This is a genomic window from Kitasatospora sp. NPDC004669 (assembly GCF_040609455.1).
Taxonomy (GTDB): domain Bacteria; phylum Actinomycetota; class Actinomycetes; order Streptomycetales; family Streptomycetaceae; genus Kitasatospora.
Genome location: NZ_JBEXKB010000059.1, coordinates 19,445 through 35,409, shown reverse-complemented (window position 1 = coordinate 35,409; position 15,965 = coordinate 19,445). Strand labels below are relative to the sequence as shown.

Below are 15,965 nucleotides of genomic sequence, written 5' to 3'. Positions count from 1 at the left end.
ATGAGTAGTCGTACTCAATCGCGCCTCCGCACCCCGCCGCTCGGCCCCGGCGTTCGGAGGTCAGTCCGTCTTGCAGTGCGTCCCGGCCGCCGGCACGGTGCCGTCCACCAGGTAGGTGTTCACCGCCTCGCGGATGCACGCGCTCCGGTCGTACGCCACGTGCCCCTCGCCCTCGCGGGTGAGGAGGACGGCGTTGCCGAGTTCGCCGGTGAGCTTCTCGGACCAGGCGTACGGGGTGGCCGGGTCGCCGGTGGAGCCGACGACCACGATCGGGGTGGCCGCAGCGGACTTGATGGCGTGCGGCTTCTCGGTCGAGCGGAACGGCCAGATGCGGCAGTCCGGGTCGAACAGGGCGGCCATCGGGTCGTGCTTGCTGACCAGCGGGGCCTTGGCGGCGAGGTCGGTGAGGGCGGTCTGCAGCTGGTCGCCGGACGGCGCGTCGGTGGCGCCGTCGGCGCAGTGGATGGCGGTGTAGGCGTCCGCCGACGGCTCGTAACGGCCGTCCTTGTCACGGCCGTTGTAGCCGTCGGCGAGGGCGAGCAGGTCGTCCGCCTGGCCGCGGACCATGGCCCAGCCGAGGGCGTTGCGCAGGCCGCTCCAGGCCTTCTCACCGCCGTAGAGGCGGCTGATCACGCCGGTCCAGGCCGTGGTGGAGGTGAGGGTGCGGCCCTTGGTGGTCTTGAGCGGCTTGTCCTTGAGCCCGTCGAGGAAGTCGGCGAGCTTCTGCACCGCCTGGTCGGGGTCCTTGCCGAGCGGGCACGGGTTCTTGGCGGCGCAGTCGGCGGCGAAGGCCTTCAGCGAGCGCTCGAAGCCGGCCTGCTGCTCGATGTTGTGCTGGATCAGGGGGGTGGAGGGCGAGGTGGCGCCGTCCAGGACGAGTCGGCCGGCCCGGTCGGGGAACTCCTCGGCGTAGAGCGAGCCGAGGTAGGTGCCGTAGGACATGCCGAGGTAGCTGAGCTTCTGGTCGCCGAGGGCGGCGCGCAGGACGTCCATGTCGCGGGCGGTGTTGCGGGTGCTGACGAAGGGCAGCACCTGGGCGTACTTGGCCTGGCAGGCGTCGGCCAGCTGCTTGCCGTGGTCGGGGCCGGGCTCGTCGGTGCCGAGCCAGTCGTCCCGGGTCTTGTCGTCCAGGCACTTGAGCGGGCTGGTGCCGGCGACGCCGCGCGGGTCGAAGCCGACGATGTCGAAGCGGTCGTGCAGTGGGCCGTCGAAGCGCTTTGGGCCGCCCTTGACCATCCCGACGCCGGAGCCGCCCGGGCCACCCGGGTTGAGGACCAGCGAGCCGATGCGCTGGTCCGGCTTGGTCGCGGGATTGCGGACCACGGCGACGTCCAGGGTGCCGGTGCCCGGGGCGGTGTAGTCGAGCGGGACCTTGAGGGTCGCGCACTGCAGCGCCGAGGTGTCGGCCTGGTCGTCGTCCGCCTGGTCGCCCTTGTCCTGGCACGGCGCCCAGGCCAGCTGCTGGCCGTAGAAGGCCTTCAGCGCAGGGTCGTTGGCGCCGGTGGGCTTGACCGTCGGGGTCGGGGTCGGTGTGGCGGTCGGTGTCGCGGTGGCCGACGCGGTGGCCGACGCGGACGTCGAAGCGCCGGCGGAGGTGGAGGAAGAGGAGGTCCCGCTGGTACAGCCGGCCAGGAGGGCGACGGCGGTGGCGGCGGAGACGGCGACGGGCAGGGCGCGTCGCGAGGTCCGGATGATCATCGAATGCACCGCACACAAATATCACCAGCCAGTCACACTAGTCACATGGGTATCCCGTGCCCGCGCCCAGCCCTCGCCCCGTGACGGCCCGAACGGGCCCGCCGCACCCGATTCCGCCACTGGCCCAACGGTGCCATGCTGACGCCATGACAGATCGCATCGATACCGATCCCGCCCGTGACGAGGCGCAAGCCGGTGGACGGCGACGGGAGTTGGCGGCGGCAACGGTGGGATCGGTGGTCGAGTCCTTCGACTGGAACATCTACGCCGTGCTCGCGCCCTACTTCGCCGCCGACCTCTTCGGCCACGGCAAGGGCGGGGTCAGCGGGGTGCTCGGCGCGTACGCCGCCTTCGCGGTGGGCTTCGTGGCCCGGCCGGTCGGCTCCTACGTGATCGGGCGGCTCAGCGACACCCGGGGGCGGCGGTTCGCGCTCAGCCTCGGCATGGCGGTGATCGCCGTCGCGAGCCTGGGCATCGCCGCACTGCCGGGGCAGCGGGCGATCGGCGCCTGGGCGGCGGTGCTGGCGGTCGCCGCGCGGGTGGTGCAGGGGCTCGCCTTCGGCGGCGAGGCGCCCAGCGTCGCCGCCTACGTGACCGAGACCGCCCCGCCGCGGCACCGTTTCGCGTTCAGCTCGGTCTCCTACGGCGGGATCATCCTCGGCTCACTGCTCTCCTTCGGCGTGCTCACCCTGCTGATCCACACCATCGGCAAGTCCGGCCTCGAGCACGGCGGGTGGCGCTGGGGCTTCGTGGCCGCCGCACTTCTCGGACTGGGCGCGGTGTGGGTGCGGCGGACGGCACCCGAGAGTGCCGAGTTCCACCGCGCCCGGGCGCGGGCGCAGGCGAGGCAGGACGGGCGCCCGCCGTTCCCGAGGATGCTCCGCGAGCACCGCTGGGCCGTGCTCACCGTCTTCCTCAACACCCTCGGCGGCACGGTCGGTTACTACTTCGCGCTGGTCTACCTGCCGCAGTACGCCGCCGCCTACCACGTGATCGACAAGGAGCAGGCGGCCTCCTTCATGACCGTGGTGCTCGGCGTGGTGCTGGTCACCATGCTGCTCACCGGCGCGGCCGCCGACCGCTTCGGCCTGCTGCCGGTCGCCCGGCTCGGATTCGGCCTGCCGATCCCGCTGGTGGGGTTCCTGCTGGCCGGGCTGCGCGGGGGCTGGCTGCCGTTCCAGCTGGTGGCGGTGCTGCTGGGCATGCTGGTGGCGACCGTGCTCGGCACGCTCAACGTGTTCACCGGCCTGCTGTTCCCGACCGAGGTCAGGGCGGTCGGCCTCGGTGTGGTCAACGCGGCCACCATCGCCGCGTTCGGTGGCACCTTCCCGCTGCTCGCCGAGTGGTTGGGCCACCACAACGGGCTCGGCGTGATCCCCGTCTACGTCACGGTCTGCACCACGGGACCGGCGTTCGCCCTTCTGACGGCCATGCGGGTGCCCTCGTTCGCTTCCGCCGTCAGGGAGGCGGAAGCCGACGTTCAGCGGACAGCGGGAACCGCCTGACGGGCGATCACGTCCTGTGGTTGAGTGGGCCGGACGAACGCCGAACGGGGAGGGCGACAGTGGACAGCAACGGACCGGACAGCTGGCTGACGGAGGCTGAGTTCGACCAGCCGCGGCAGGTGGACCTGCGGACCGACCGGGCACACTCGGCCCGGGTCTACGACTACCTGCTCGGCGGCAAGACCAACTTCCCGGCGGACCGCGAGGTCGCCGACCGGCTGCTCGCCGACCTGCCCGGCGCCCGCGACGGCGCCGCCGCGGCCCGCGCCGTGATGCACCGGATGGTCCGCCGGCTGGCCGGGAAGTACGGCGTCCGGCAATTCCTGGACGTCGGCACCGGCATCCCGACCACGCCCAACCTGCACGAGATAGTCCAGTCGGTCGACCCGTCCTGCCGGGTGGTCTACGTGGACAACGACCCGATCGTGCTGGCCCACTCACGCGCGCTGCTCACCAGCACGCCCGAGGGCCGCACCGCCTACGTCGAGGGCGACCTGCGCGAGCCGGAGAAGTTCCTGGCCGACCCGGCGGTGGCGGCCACGCTGGACCTGACCGAGCCGGTCGCGCTGACGCTGATCAACATCGTGCACTTCCTCTCCGACGAGGCCGCGCACCCACCCGTTCGCAGGCTCCTGGACGCCCTGCCCGCCGGCAGCTTCCTGGCGCTGAGCGCCGGCACCGCGGACAACGCGCCCGACCAGGTCGCGGTCGGTTCCCGCCGCTACGCGGAGGCCGGGATCGAGGTCCATGTGCGCTCGCGTGCGGCGGTGGAACGATTCTTCGCGGGGCTGGAGTTGGACGACCCGGGCGTGGTCCTGATCAACCGGTGGCACCCGGAGCTCGGTGAGCCCTCGACCGTGGCCGACTCCGAGGTCTCGGTGTACGGCGGCCTGGCCCGCAAGCCGTAGGGCGTGCCCCGGCGTCGCGGACCCGGCGGAGATCCGCAAGACACGCCCGAGCCGCTGCGACGGGCTACGGCGCCATGGTGAGCCCCGCCGACCCGGCGCCGCGGCTGAGCACCACCGTACGGATGTGCTCCAGCGCGCGGACCCAGTCGGCGCGGCCGGGGTTGCGGCGGACGGCCTCGCGCAGGTCGAGCACCCGGTAAGGCGGGCCCAGGTCGGTGATCTGCGGGGCGAACTCGGCCCGGCTCACCGCCCACCGCTGCCCGGGCCCGGCCGGCGGACTGACGGTGAAGCGGGCGACGGAGCTCCAGTTGCCACGCGGGTCCTCGGCGCCGTCGTAGGTGAACATGTGCCCGGCGAGCTGGTCGCCGAGGCCGTAGACCGTCCAGGTGTCGTTGATCTTCTCGTAGGCCTGCGGGATGTGGGCGTGGGTGCCGAGGATCAGGTCGATGTCGGGCCGGCCCGGGCCCTGCCCGGCGGCGGACAGCTCGCGGGCCAGGGTGAGCTGCTGCTCGTTCGGGGTGTCCTGCCACTCGGTGCCCCAGTGGACGCTGACCACCACCAGGTCCGCGCCGTTCTCCCGGGCGGCGCGGGCGTCGGCCAGGATCCGGTCCCGGTCGATCAGGTTGACGGCCCAGGGCTCGTCCTTGGGCAGCGGGATGCCGTTGGTGCCGTAGGTGTAGGCGAGTTGGGCCACCGTCGCGCCGCCCGCCCGCAGTAGCGCGGGCCGCCCGGCCTCCTCGGCGGTACGGGCGGAGCCGGTGTGGGCGAGGCCGACGGCGTCCATGGCGTCGAGGGTGCGGCGGATGCCGGCCGCGCCGTCGTCCAGGGTGTGGTTGGACGCGGTGTCGCAGGAGCTGTACCCGGTCTCCCGCAGGGCCTTGGCGACCTGCGGCGGGGACTTGAAGGTCGGGTACCCGGTGTACGGGCCGCCGTCGGCACCGTAGACGGTCTCCATGTGGCAGATCGCCAGGTCCGCGCCGCCGATCAGCGGCTTGACGCCGGCCAGCATGGCGGTGAAGTCGTAGCCGGTGCCGCCGGCGTCCTCCTTGGCCTGCTGGATGATCTCGGTGTGCGGCAGCACGTCGCCGGTGGCGACCAGGGTGAACGCCTTCGGCCCGGTCGGGGTCGGTGTGGCGGCGCCGGAGGCGGGTGCGTGCGGCTCGGGTGCGTGCGGGGCGCCGCAACCCGGGAGGGAGAGCAGCAGGGCGAGGGCCGTGGCGGCGGTCCGTCGGCGGGGCAGGGACATCGTCGGCTCGTCTCACGATCGGAAGGTATGACCAATCCTCCGACTATGCGGGCCCGCGTCCGCCCGGCCGCCGCGCCCACGCCCGCAGGTCACCCGGGGGGCTGCCTGCTCGGATTCGGTGACCATGTGTCACCCCCTGTACACGGTGCGCTCGATGTGCTGACATATCCACGTCAAATCCCGACGGGGGTGGCGCGCAATGCGTTCGGCCCGACACCGCGCCGTCCCCGGCTCCGTGGACGATCGAAGGGGAAGCCCATGCTCCGCACACTGGCCGTCGCGACCGCCGTCACCGTCTCGCTGGTCGGCACCTCGGCCTTCGGCGGCGACTCGCTCCCGACCCCGCCGGACCGGATCGTCATCGACGTCGCGACGGTCAACGGCTCCGGGTGTCCGGCGGGCACGGCCGCGGTGGCCGTGTCGCCGGACAACACCGCCTTCACCGTGACCTACAGCAGCTACCTCGCCCAGGTGGGAGTGGGCTCCAAGCCGACCGACTTCCGCAAGAACTGTCAGCTCAACCTGCGCGTGCACGTCCCCCAGGGCTTCACCTACGCCATCGCCTCCGCCGACTACCGCGGCTTCGCCCACCTGGAGAGCGGGGCCACCGGCGTCGAGCGGGCCAGCTACTACTTCCAGGGCCAGCCGGAGACCGCCTACCAGAACCACCGCTTCAACGGTCCGTCCGACGACAACTGGCAGGCCACCGACACCGTCGACGTCGCCGCCCTGGTCTTCGCCCCCTGCGGAGAGGAGCGCAACTTCAACGTCAACACCGAACTGCGCGTCGGCGCCGGCACCTCGGACCCGGCCCACACCACCAGCTTCATGACGATGGACTCGACGGACGGCAGCATCAACACCGTCTACCACCTCGCCTGGAAGCACTGCCCCTGACCCCTGACCTCCGACCCCTGACCCTTGACCCCTGATCACTGGGCCCGCCCCGGCCCCGGCGGAGCCCCGGCCGCCGGGGTCGGGGCGTGTCCGTCGGCGGGGCGCTGCCGTCCCACTCGCCCGTGCGCGTGCGCGACATGAGCGCCCGTCAGAAAACCGATCACCTTTGCATGCTCATGTCGCTACAGTGCTGCGGGTCCCGAACCCCCACTCGGCAGACGGAGTGCCATGACGATCGCACGCAGGTCCATCCTCAAGGGCACGTCGGCGGCCGGCGCCTCCCTGGTCGCGGGCGGAGCCGCCGCCCAGCCGGCCGCGGCCGTCGACGCACCGGACGACGGACCCGCGAGTCCGCTGCTGCAGGCCACCCCGCACCGGATCGGGGCCACCGGCGTGAGCGGCACGCACCTGCAGTTCGGCACCGACCCGGCCACCGAGATGACCGTCTCCTGGATCACCCCGCAGTCCGTCCGCCGTCCGCAGGTCCGACTCGGCTCGCCCGGCGGCGGCCACGGCAGGGTCGTCGAGGCCGAGACCCGCACCTACCGGGACGCCCTCGGCAAGGACGAGGTGTACGTCCACCACGCCCGGCTCACCGGTCTGCGCCCGACGACCACCTACCTGTACACCGCGGGCCACGACGGCGCGAGCCCCGAGACCGGAAGCTTCACCACCGCCCCGCGCGGCCGCGCCCCCTTCACCTTCACCAGCTTCGGCGACCAGGCCACCCCCAACCTCCGCCGCCAAGTCGTCTTCCCCGACGGCATGCCCTCGCCGCTCGGCAAGTACCCGGTGTACACGAGCAGCCAGATCGGCTCCCCGCACGCAGCCGACATCGTCGCCGCCGTCGAACGGGTCGGCCCGCTGTTCAACCTGGTCAACGGCGACCTCTGCTACGCCTCCTACAGCGGCCGCCACGGCCAGAGCCGCACCGCCACCTGGGCCGACTGGTTCATCAACAACAGCCGCTCGACCCGACTGCGCCCGTGGATGCCCTGCGCCGGGAACCACGAGAACGAGAGCGGCAACGGCCCGATCGGCGCCCTCGGCTACCAGACCTACTTCGACCTGCCCGACTCCACCGCCGACCGCGACGAGCGGACCCGGGGCATGTGGTACGCCTTCACGGTCGGCTCGGTGCGCTTCATCAGCCTCGCCAACGACGACGTGGCCATCCAGAACTCCGGCGAGACCTATCTGCGCGGCTACTCGGGCGGCGCCCAGCAGCGCTGGCTGGAGCGGGAGTTGCGCACGGCGCGGAGCGACCGGGCGATCGACTGGATCGTGGTCTGCATGCACCACCCGATGATCTCCAGCTCCAAGCACGGTTCCGGCAGCGACCTCGGCATACGCGAGGCCTGGGGCCCGCTGTTCGACGCCTATGGGGTCGACCTCGTGGTCAGCGGCCACGAGCACTACTACGAACGCTCCCACCCCGTTCGCGGGACCCTGCCCAACGACACCCGCACCCCGGTTCCCACCGGCACCGACCCGCACCTCGCCGACACCGGCCGCGGCACCGTCCACATGGTCATCGGCGCCGGCGGCAACGCCGCCACCACCCAGGACGACCTGTTCGAGCGCCCCCAGGGCCGGGTGGTGATCGGCCTGGAGGACAAGCCGGCCCCGGGCGCCCCGTACCGGGAATCGGTCTGGCTCACCGAGGACGCCCCCTGGGCCGCCTACCAGGACCGCACCCACACCCACGGTTTCGCCGCCTTCGAGGTCGACCCCGGCGACCGGCGCGGCGGCACCACCACGATGCGGGTCACCTACTACACCTTCGACGGCCCGCACGGGGACCTCACCCCGGTGGACACCTTCACCCTGCACCGCCGCCGCACCGACGGCGACGGCGGGGGCGACGACTGAGCCCGGGGCGGGCGGAGGTGGTCAACCCTCGCCCGCCCCGGGCTCAGCGCCGGGCACCCGCCCCGGCCGGGTTCAACGCCGGAAGAGGCCGGTCAGTACGTCCCACCAGCTGCGCCGCTGCGCCGGAACGGCCGCCGCCGGCGCAGCCGACGGAGCCGCCGCCCGCTGGGCGGCCTGGAGCGCCTCCGCCGCGCGGGCCGCCCGCTCCTCGGCTGCCAGCTCGGCCTCCGCCACCGACTCCGGGTCCGGCTCGATCTCGCGCGGGGTGAACTCCACCGGCAGCGCCGTCAGATGGCGGGAGATCCAGGCCGAGCTCCAGGTCAACTCCTCCTCGGGGACGGCCAGTCGGAGGTCCGGCAGCAGGGTGAGCAGGATGTCGATGCCGGCCTCGGCGATGTGCCGCCCGATGTCCTGTCCGGGGCACTCGTGCGGCCCGGCGCCGAAGGACAGGTGCGAGCGGTTGCCGTACAGCGGGGTGGTCAGGTCGGGCCGGACCACCGGGTCGACGTTGCCCGCCGCGAGGCCGAGCAGCAGGAAGTCCCCGGCCTTGATCTGCTGCCCGCCGAGCTCGGTGTCGGCCGTGGCGCAGCGCCCGGCCACCAGCGACATCGGCGGGGAGTCCCAGAGTACCTGGTCCAGCGCCTCGCCCAGGGTCATCTGGCCACCGGACAGGTGGGCGCGGAAGCGCGGGTCGGTGAGCACCATCTTCAGCGAGTCGGCGATCAGGTTGACGGTCGTCTCGTTGGCCGCCAGCAGCACCACCCGCAGGTGCTCCATCACCTCGTCGTCGGTCAGCCCGGCCGGGTGCGCCAGCAGACGGCTGGTCAGGTCGTCGCCGGGGTGGTCGCGCTTGACCGCGATGGTCCGGCGCAGGCTCGCCACCACGTACTCGTTGCTGGCGATCGCCGTCTCGGTGCCCTTCACCAGGTCCCGGGCGGCGTCCACCAGTTGCGGACCGTACTCGTCCGGCATGCCGATCAGCTTGGTCATGACCAGCATCGGCAGGTGCTCGGCGAACTGGGAGATCAGCTCGGCCCGGCCGGTCGTGCCGACCGCCTGGACCAGGTCGGTGGTGAAGCGCCGGACGTGGCGGCGGACACCGCGCCGGTCGAAGCCGTTCAGGCCGTCCAGCACGGCGCCGCGCAGCCGCCGGTGCTCCTCGCCGTCCGCGAACACGCAGATCGGCTGCCAGGCGATCACCGGTAGCAGCGGGGAGTCCACCGGGACCTCGCCCTTGCGGAAGGCGCTCCAGAGCCGGGAGTCGCGGGAGAACAGCAAGGGGGTGCGCAGCGCGGTGATGTTGGCGCCGTGGCCGAGGATCAGCCAGGCCCGGTGGTCGCCGTGCAGCAGCACCGGCGCCACCTCGCCGTACTCGGCGCGCAGCTTCTCGTACAGGCCCGCCGGGTCGGCCTCGGCCTCCGGGCCGTACAGGCGACGCAGGCCGCCGGGGCCGATCGGCTCGATGCCCCGCCCGTGGGCCGGGCAGCCGGGCGGTGGGACGTGGGCGGCGTCGTCGGGGAACGGGGTGGTCACGGATTCTCCGGTCACGAGGTACGGAAGGAAGTCGGGGGAGTCAGCGGACGGGCGGGGCGGCGAGTTCGTGCAGGTAGTGCATCAACGCCATCAGGGTGTCCCGGCTGGACTCGCGGCTGCGCGCGTCGCAGGCGACGATCGGCACCTCGGCCGGCAGGTCGAGCGCCTGGCGCAGCTCGTCGAGCGCGTAACTCGGCGCCTCCGGGAAGCCGTTGACGGCCACCACGAAGGGCACGCCGCGATCCTCCAACCGCCCGATCACTTCGAAGCTGACCTCCAGCCGACGGGTGTCGACCAGCACCACGGCGCCGAGCGCCCCCTCGAACAGGCCGTTCCAGAGGAACCAGAACCGTTCCTGGCCGGGGGTGCCGAAGACGTACAGCACGAGCTTGTCACTGATGCTGATCCGGCCGAAGTCCATGGCCACCGTGGTCGAGGTCTTGCGTTCGACCCCGGTCGGGTCGTCCACGCCGACCCCGGCCTGGGTCATGGTCTCCTCGGTGGTGAGCGGGCGGATCTCGCTGACCGAGCCCACCAGCGTGGTCTTGCCCACACCGAAGCCGCCGACGATCACGACCTTGACCGCCGTGGTGACACTGTCGGGCAGCAGGTCCGCGCTCGCCGGGCCGACGACCGTGTCAGAGCCGCTGAAGTCCATGGATCACCGCCTCCAACAGGGCACGGTCGGGGAGTTCCGCCGCCGGGATCGCGGCGCGGGCCTCGATGTGCCCGTCGTCGAGCAGGTCCGCCAGCAGGACGATGACCACGCTCGTGGGCAGTTCGAGGTAGGCGGAGACCTCCGCCACCGAGAGCGGGGAGCGGCACAGCCGCAGGATGGCCGCGTGCTCGGGCTGCATGGCGGGCGTCGGCTCCGCGCGGGAGACGATCAGGGTGACCAGGTCGAAGACGCCCGGCCCGGAGGGGCCGCTGCGGCCCCGCGTGATCACGTACAGGCGATCGGGCTCGGGTCCGTCCCAGCCGCCCTGGTCGGCCGTCATGTCACTGCCTCACTGTGCTCGTTCATGTGCCCGCCCGGGCGCCGTGCGGGTGAGGGCCTGTTCTCACCGGCCGGTTCACGCGACCGCCTCGGGGTTGCGCGGCGGCGTGGACAGGTGCTCGCCGATCCGGGCCACCAGGTCGCGCATCTGGTGGCTCACCAGCCCGGCGTCCACACCCTCGTCGGCGAGCACCGCGAGGTAGGCGCGGTCGCCGGCCGACATCAGGTAGAAGTAGCCGCCGTCGACCTCGATGACGACCAGCCGCATCGAGCCGTTGCCGTGCGGGAACTCGTGCCCGACCGCGGCGGCCAGGCTCTGCAGCCCGGCGCAGGCGGCGGCGAGGCGGTCGGCGGTGTCCGGGTCGGCGCCGTACTGGGCGATCCGCAGACCGTCGGCGGACAGCACGATGACGTGGCGCACGTACGGGACGCTGTGTGCGAGGTCGTTGAGGATCCAGTCCATGTTGCTGCGGTGCGGAATCACTGCTCGCCTTTCCCTGCCGTCTCTTCACTGGTCTGTCCGGCACTGGTCCGTCCGCCCGAACTCGCCGACGGGCCGGTGCCCTTGTAGCCGTCCATGAAGGCCTCCAGCCACAGGCCGGGCTCCTTCTTGGCCGGACGGGGCGCCGGTGCGGCCGGGCCCGCTGCCGGGCCCGCGGTGGGGCCACTGGGCTGCGCGCTCGTACCGCTGGGCTGCGCCGTGGCGCGCGGGGGCGTGGCGAAGGCGGCCCGTCCGGTCGGCCGGTGGCGTCGGCGCTGCGGCAGGCCGTTGGCCGTCCGCTCGGTGACGATCACCTCGTCCTCCCCGGGCCCCGGGGTGGGGGACCCCCACGGGTTGGTCGAGCCGTAGGACGGTCCGACCCCGGCGGACGGCCCGGCGTCCGGGGCGGTCCGGGCGCCCCAGGGCCGGGAGGGGGCTGCGTGTCGGGGCGGGTTCGGCGGGAGCGGGCGCGGGCCGGAGAAGGCGCCGATGCCGTGCGCCCGCCCGGTCGGGGGAGCGGTGGTGAGCAGTTCCTGCGGTACGACCAGCACCGCGCGCACGCCGCCGTACGCGGAGCGGCGCAGCGACACCTGGAAGCCGTACGCCTGGCAGAGCCGGCCGAGGATGGCGAAGCCCAGCCGGGGCGACTCGGTCAGGTCGTCGAAGTCCTTGGAGACCATGGCCTCGCGCATCGAGCGCTCGGCGCGGACACGGGCCTCGTCGGTGAGCCCGAGGCCGCCGTCCTCGACCTCGATCGCTATCCCGCTCTGCACCTCGGAGGCGCTCAGATGGACGTGGGTGTGCGGCGGGGAGTAGCGGGTGGCGTTGTCCAGCAGCTCGGCCACCGCGTGGATCAGCGGTTCGACGGCCGGGCCGGTCACCGAGATCTGGGCGACCGGGTGCAGGTCGACCCGCTGGTACTCCAGGATCCGGGACATGCCGCCGCGCAGCACGCTGTAGAGCGCGATCGGCCGGGTCCACTGGCGGCCGGGCCGGGCTCCGGAGAGCACGGCGATGGAGTCGGCGAGGCGGCCGACCAGGGCGTTGCCGTGGTCCAGGCGCAGCAGGTCGTCGAAGACCGCCGGGTCGTTGCCGTGCCGGTCCTCCATCTCCCGCAGGTCCTTGGCCTGCCGGTGGATGATCGCCTGGACCCGGCGGGCGAGGTTGACGAAGGCGCGCTCGGCGGAGTCGCGCCGGCTGACCTCGTCGTCGACGGCCTGGGCGATGCCGCGTACCACCGTCTCCAGCGACTCGCGGAACTTCCGGGAGAGCGGTGCGTCCGGCCGCTGGAAGGGCTTGAGCAGTACGTCGATCGAGGAGCCGTAGCGGGCGCCGCCGACCAGCCTGCGCAGCTCGCCCGCGGCCAGCCGCTCGATCTCGTCGTCCTGCCCGGCCAGCTTGCGCTGCAACTCGTCCACCCGGCGGGTGTGTTCGTTGCGCAGTTCGGCGAGGGCCCGCCCCCGGCGGGCGGACTCGGCGGTCACCACGGCCACCAGGACGGTGGCGGTGGCCCCGCACCACAGCACCTCGGCCCGGGCTCCGACGGACACCACCACCGCGGCGACCCCCACCGCGGCCGCCATGACGGCGGTGGGCAGCAGCCAGCCGAGCAGAGGCGCGGGGCGCCGTCTGGTGGGTGACGATCCAGCTCGAAGCATTCGGCATCCTCAAACGATCGGAACAGTACGGGGACGGGCGACGACCGGCTCCGGAGGCGTGATGCTGCAGCATAGCCAAGTTCAGGACAAGTCTGACCGAAACTCAAAAATACTGTCTATCAACCGACTTGTGGCAACTTGTCGGTCATGTCAGACATCTCGCACGCCTGTCGCAGTCCGGGTCGGCCACTGCCCGGCCACCAGGCTTCTCGCCTCGGCGCGCCCGCACCGGCAACCCGGCCGGGATTCGCTCATGTGAAGGGTTTCCGGCCCAAGTCGCCGCGCGCGTCGGTGAGTTCGTGCTAAGGGTCACTCCCGATCGCTCGCCGTCACCCGTGTGGGGGACCCGGGGCCCGTCCTCGGCGTGAAGCAACATCTGTTGCCTTGATGAGCAATGAGTGTTGACGGTTTGCGTGCCCGATCCCTACAGTGCGGAGCCATGAACACGGACGATCTCGGTCAGCGGGTGGCGGATGACGTGGCCGACGGGGGCGGACTGGACGGCCTACGACGGCTGTCGGGGGTGATCGCGGCGCTGGAGGAGCGGCGCACCGGCCTGGTCGAGGAGCTGCGGCGCGGCAGGGAGGCGACCTGGGAGGAGATCGGCCGGGCCTGCGGCATGACCCGCCAGGGCGCGACCCGGCGCTGGGCCGGGCGGCTGCAGGCGCGCTCCTTCGGCGTCGCCGCTGCCTCCTACCAGCACGGGCGCCCAGGCTATCCGCGGGCGCTCATCGGCTCCGTGGTGCCGCGCGAAGCCCGCAAGGTGCTCGATCTCGGCGCCGGGACGGGCAAGTTGACCCGGCTGCTGGTCGAGTCCGGCCTGGACGTGGTCGCGGTCGAACCCGATGAGGACATGCGCGCCCAACTAGCCGCCGCAGTGCCCAAGGCGGCCGTGAGGGCCGGCTCGGCCGAGCGCATCCCGCTGCCGGACGCCAGCGTGGACACGGTGGTGGTCGCCCAGGCCTGGCACTGGTTCGACCAGGCGGCGGCGGTACCGGAGATCGCCCGGGTGCTCGCCCCCGGCGGAACCCTCGCCCTGGTGTGGAACTTCCGGGACGAGTCCCAGCCCTGGGCCGCCGAACTCGGCGCGCTGATGCACCGCTGCTCCCGGCCGCAGATCGACAGCGCGCCGCTCCTGCCGGCCCCGTTCGGCCCGCCGGAGCGGTTGGAGATCCGCTGGGAGCACCCCACCACCCCGGCCGGGATCGTCGACATGGTCGCCTCGCGCAGCTACGTCATCGCCCTGCCCGAGGCCGCGCGCGCACGGCTGCTGGCCGACGTCGAGCAGCTGCTCGCCACCCACCCCGACCTGGCCGGCCGGGACGAGATCGCCATGCCCTACCTGACGAGGTGCACCCGTGTCCGCCTCGGCTGAGCCCGTGACCGTCCGTCGCCTCGGCCCCGCGGACGCCGAACCGTACCGGGCCTTCCGGCTCACCGCCCTACGGGAGACCCCGACTGCCTTCACCTCCGGCTACGCCGAGGAGCGCGCCAAGCCGATGGCCGCCACGCTCCAGCGCCTGGCCGAGGCCGAGAACGGGCCCGGTGCCCTGCTCGGCGCCTTCGACGGCGGCGGCACGCTGCTCGGCACCGCCGGACTCCGAGTGAAACAGCGCGGCCAGGAGCGGCACAAGGCCACCCTGTACGGCATGGCGGTGGCCCGCGCGGCCGGTGGCCGGGGCATCGGCCGCGCCCTGGTGCGGCACGTGCTGCGGCTGGCCGTCGAGGACGGCGAGCTGCGCCAGGTGCTGCTGACCGTCTCGGAGGGCAACGAACCGGCGCTGCGGCTCTACACCTCCTGCGGCTTCGAGGTGTGGGGCCGGGAACCGCGGGCCGTCATGGTCGACGGACAGGCGGTCGCCAAGCTGCACATGGTGCGCCTGCTGGATCCCGAGGTGACCCGAGCCGGGGGCTGACAATTGTCGTGACTCCTCCCCCGGCTGAAGCCGGGGGGCTTCTCGCTATCCCTTCCGGGCGTCGCGACGGACCAGCCCGGCCCGTAGAACGTTGATCGCTCCCACTGTGTCAGCGTGCGCGGGGTGACCGCAGCTGACGCAGTGGAAGGTCTCCTGCGTGGGCCGGTTCTCCGCCGAGGCGTGCCCGCATGCGGGGCAGGTCCGGGAGGTGTTGCGGGGGTCCACGGCGATCACTTCCCGTCCGGCGCTTTCAGCCTTGGCGTGCAGGATCGTTAGGAACACCCCCAACCGGCATCCGATATCGAACGGTTGAGCCCGGCCTTCGCCGACGCGCCGTTGGGCAGGAAGGTGCCCGGCCGGTCCGGATCGGGCTTCGGCGCGGGGGCCTTGGCCATGGTGCGGATCCGGAGGTCTTCGTGCGCGATGAAGTCATGCGCACGGACCAGGCCGAGAGCGGTCTTGTGGGCGTGATCGAGCCTTTGGCGGCGGACCTTGCGATGCAGGTCCGCGACCCGCTGGACGGCCTTGCGACGGCGGCTGCCGCGCCGCTTGCACCGGGCAAGGGTCTGCTGGGCGGCTTCGAGCTTCGCGGCGGCCTTCCGGCCGTGGCGGGGGTTGGGAACGAACTCGCCGCCCGAGTCGGCGAGGAAGTCGGCTATCCCCATGTCGATGCCGACCACGGAGCCGGTGGCGGGCAGCGGCTCGGGTTCGCCCTGCTCGGTGGTCAGCACGACATACCAGCGGCGTCCTTCACGCTTGACGGAGACGGTCTTGACCCTGCCGACCACCGGCCGGTGCTGGTTGACCTTGACGTGCCCTACGCCCTGGAAACGGACGCGGGTCACGGGGTCGTGCGGGGTGGAGTTCCAGCGGCAGCCGTCTCCGTCCTTCGGGAACTCCACCGTGTCGAACCAGTTCACGCCCCGAAAGCGCGGGTAGCCCGGCTTCTCACCGGACTTGACCCGCCGGAAGAACGCCGCGAACGCCTTGTCCAGCCGACGAAGGGTGGCCTGCTGCGAGGAGAACGACCAGCGGCCCTGACGCTCCGGGTCGAACGCCCGGATCTCCTTGAGCTGCGCGGACTGGTCACCGTAGCGGACGGTCGTCTTCGATATGTGCCGATAGGCATCACGGCGCTCCTGCAACGCCCCGTTGTAGAGGGAGCAGTGGTCGCGCAGCATCTCGGCGAGCGCCTGTGCCTGGCCCACGGTGGGCCGAATGAGGAACTTGTACGCGCGGATCATCCGGTCCACC

At 72.5% G+C, this 15,965-nt stretch carries 13 protein-coding genes and 1 pseudogene; 6 read left to right on the top strand and 8 right to left on the bottom strand.

The annotated features are described in order from the left end of the window. Positions 1–60: 60 nt before the first annotated feature. Positions 61–1,698 carry an alpha/beta hydrolase gene (locus ABZW30_RS35440; RefSeq protein WP_355675360.1) on the bottom strand — a complete coding sequence of 546 codons (1,638 nt, stop codon included), beginning with the start codon at positions 1,696–1,698 and terminating at the stop codon, positions 61–63. A 146-nt stretch (positions 1,699–1,844) separates the two neighbouring features. On the opposite strand from ABZW30_RS35440, the gene ABZW30_RS35435 reads away from it, so the two are divergent. Together ABZW30_RS35435 and ABZW30_RS35430 are read left to right on the top strand one after the other, a co-directional pair. Then, entirely contained in the window at positions 1,845–3,203 is a 1,359-nt protein-coding gene (locus tag ABZW30_RS35435) for an MFS transporter (RefSeq protein ID WP_355675359.1), read from the top strand. A 59-nt stretch (positions 3,204–3,262) separates the two neighbouring features. Beyond that, entirely contained in the window at positions 3,263–4,111 is an 849-nt protein-coding gene (locus tag ABZW30_RS35430; RefSeq protein ID WP_355675358.1) for an SAM-dependent methyltransferase, read from the top strand. A 64-nt stretch (positions 4,112–4,175) separates the two neighbouring features. Here the strand turns inward: ABZW30_RS35430 and ABZW30_RS35425 are convergent, their stop codons facing one another. Further along, on the bottom strand, positions 4,176–5,357 hold the full coding sequence (locus ABZW30_RS35425; RefSeq protein WP_355675357.1) for a CapA family protein: 1,182 nt from the start codon (positions 5,355–5,357) through the stop codon (positions 4,176–4,178). 258 nt (positions 5,358–5,615) lie between these two features. Here ABZW30_RS35425 and ABZW30_RS35420 point away from each other — a divergent pair, with 258 nt between their 5' ends. Together ABZW30_RS35420 and ABZW30_RS35415 are read left to right on the top strand one after the other, a co-directional pair. After that, positions 5,616–6,254, top strand: coding sequence for a DUF4360 domain-containing protein (locus ABZW30_RS35420; RefSeq protein WP_355675356.1), 639 nt, complete (start codon positions 5,616–5,618; stop codon positions 6,252–6,254). Between the two features lie 228 nt (positions 6,255–6,482). Beyond that, entirely contained in the window at positions 6,483–8,126 is a 1,644-nt protein-coding gene (locus tag ABZW30_RS35415; RefSeq protein WP_355675355.1) for a metallophosphoesterase family protein, read from the top strand. Between the two features lie 72 nt (positions 8,127–8,198). On the opposite strand, the gene ABZW30_RS35410 is transcribed toward ABZW30_RS35415, so the two are convergent. The 5 genes from ABZW30_RS35410 to ABZW30_RS35390 form a co-directional block, all read right to left on the bottom strand. Then, positions 8,199–9,659, bottom strand: a complete 1,461-nt coding sequence (locus ABZW30_RS35410) for a cytochrome P450 (protein ID WP_355675354.1) — start codon at positions 9,657–9,659, stop codon at positions 8,199–8,201. A gap of 40 nt (positions 9,660–9,699) precedes the next feature. Then, on the bottom strand, positions 9,700–10,317 hold the full coding sequence (locus ABZW30_RS35405; RefSeq protein ID WP_355675353.1) for an ATP/GTP-binding protein: 618 nt from the start codon (positions 10,315–10,317) through the stop codon (positions 9,700–9,702). Next, on the bottom strand, positions 10,298–10,657 hold the full coding sequence (locus ABZW30_RS35400; protein ID WP_355675352.1) for a DUF742 domain-containing protein: 360 nt from the start codon (positions 10,655–10,657) through the stop codon (positions 10,298–10,300). The genes ABZW30_RS35405 and ABZW30_RS35400 overlap by 20 nt, the downstream gene beginning before the upstream one ends. A 75-nt stretch (positions 10,658–10,732) precedes the next feature. Next, positions 10,733–11,119, bottom strand: a complete 387-nt coding sequence (locus ABZW30_RS35395; protein WP_355675351.1) for a roadblock/LC7 domain-containing protein — start codon at positions 11,117–11,119, stop codon at positions 10,733–10,735. 17 nt (positions 11,120–11,136) lie between these two features. After that, positions 11,137–12,795, bottom strand: coding sequence for an ATP-binding protein (locus tag ABZW30_RS35390; protein WP_355675350.1), 1,659 nt, complete (start codon positions 12,793–12,795; stop codon positions 11,137–11,139). 439 nt (positions 12,796–13,234) lie between these two features. Here ABZW30_RS35390 and ABZW30_RS35385 point away from each other — a divergent pair, with 439 nt between their 5' ends. Together ABZW30_RS35385 and ABZW30_RS35380 are read left to right on the top strand one after the other, a co-directional pair. After that, positions 13,235–14,170, top strand: coding sequence for a methyltransferase domain-containing protein (locus ABZW30_RS35385; RefSeq protein ID WP_355675349.1), 936 nt, complete (start codon positions 13,235–13,237; stop codon positions 14,168–14,170). Between the two features lie 4 nt (positions 14,171–14,174). After that, the gene (locus ABZW30_RS35380; RefSeq protein ID WP_355675348.1) at positions 14,175–14,711 is read left to right on the top strand and encodes an N-acetyltransferase; all 537 of its coding nucleotides are present in this window, start codon (positions 14,175–14,177) and stop codon (positions 14,709–14,711) included. Between the two features lie 45 nt (positions 14,712–14,756). On the opposite strand, the pseudogene ABZW30_RS35375 reads toward ABZW30_RS35380, so the two are convergent. Next, positions 14,757–15,955: pseudogene (locus tag ABZW30_RS35375) on the bottom strand (transposase). Positions 15,956–15,965: the final 10 nt, after the last annotated feature.

What these genes read in the sequence shown, in the direction of transcription:
- ABZW30_RS35440 (WP_355675360.1), bottom strand. Translation starts at nt 1,698, where the DNA reads ATGATCATCCGGACCTCGCGACGCGCCCTGCCCGTCGCCGTCTCCGCC.
- ABZW30_RS35435 (WP_355675359.1), top strand. Translation starts at nt 1,845, where the DNA reads ATGACAGATCGCATCGATACCGATCCCGCCCGTGACGAGGCGCAAGCC.
- ABZW30_RS35425 (WP_355675357.1), bottom strand. Translation starts at nt 5,357, where the DNA reads ATGTCCCTGCCCCGCCGACGGACCGCCGCCACGGCCCTCGCCCTGCTG.
- ABZW30_RS35420 (WP_355675356.1), top strand. Translation starts at nt 5,616, where the DNA reads ATGCTCCGCACACTGGCCGTCGCGACCGCCGTCACCGTCTCGCTGGTC.
- ABZW30_RS35415 (WP_355675355.1), top strand. Translation starts at nt 6,483, where the DNA reads ATGACGATCGCACGCAGGTCCATCCTCAAGGGCACGTCGGCGGCCGGC.
- ABZW30_RS35405 (WP_355675353.1), bottom strand. Translation starts at nt 10,317, where the DNA reads ATGGACTTCAGCGGCTCTGACACGGTCGTCGGCCCGGCGAGCGCGGAC.
- ABZW30_RS35400 (WP_355675352.1), bottom strand. Translation starts at nt 10,657, where the DNA reads ATGACGGCCGACCAGGGCGGCTGGGACGGACCCGAGCCCGATCGCCTG.
- ABZW30_RS35395 (WP_355675351.1), bottom strand. Translation starts at nt 11,119, where the DNA reads ATGGACTGGATCCTCAACGACCTCGCACACAGCGTCCCGTACGTGCGC.
- ABZW30_RS35390 (WP_355675350.1), bottom strand. Translation starts at nt 12,795, where the DNA reads ATGCTTCGAGCTGGATCGTCACCCACCAGACGGCGCCCCGCGCCTCTG.
- ABZW30_RS35385 (WP_355675349.1), top strand. Translation starts at nt 13,235, where the DNA reads ATGAACACGGACGATCTCGGTCAGCGGGTGGCGGATGACGTGGCCGAC.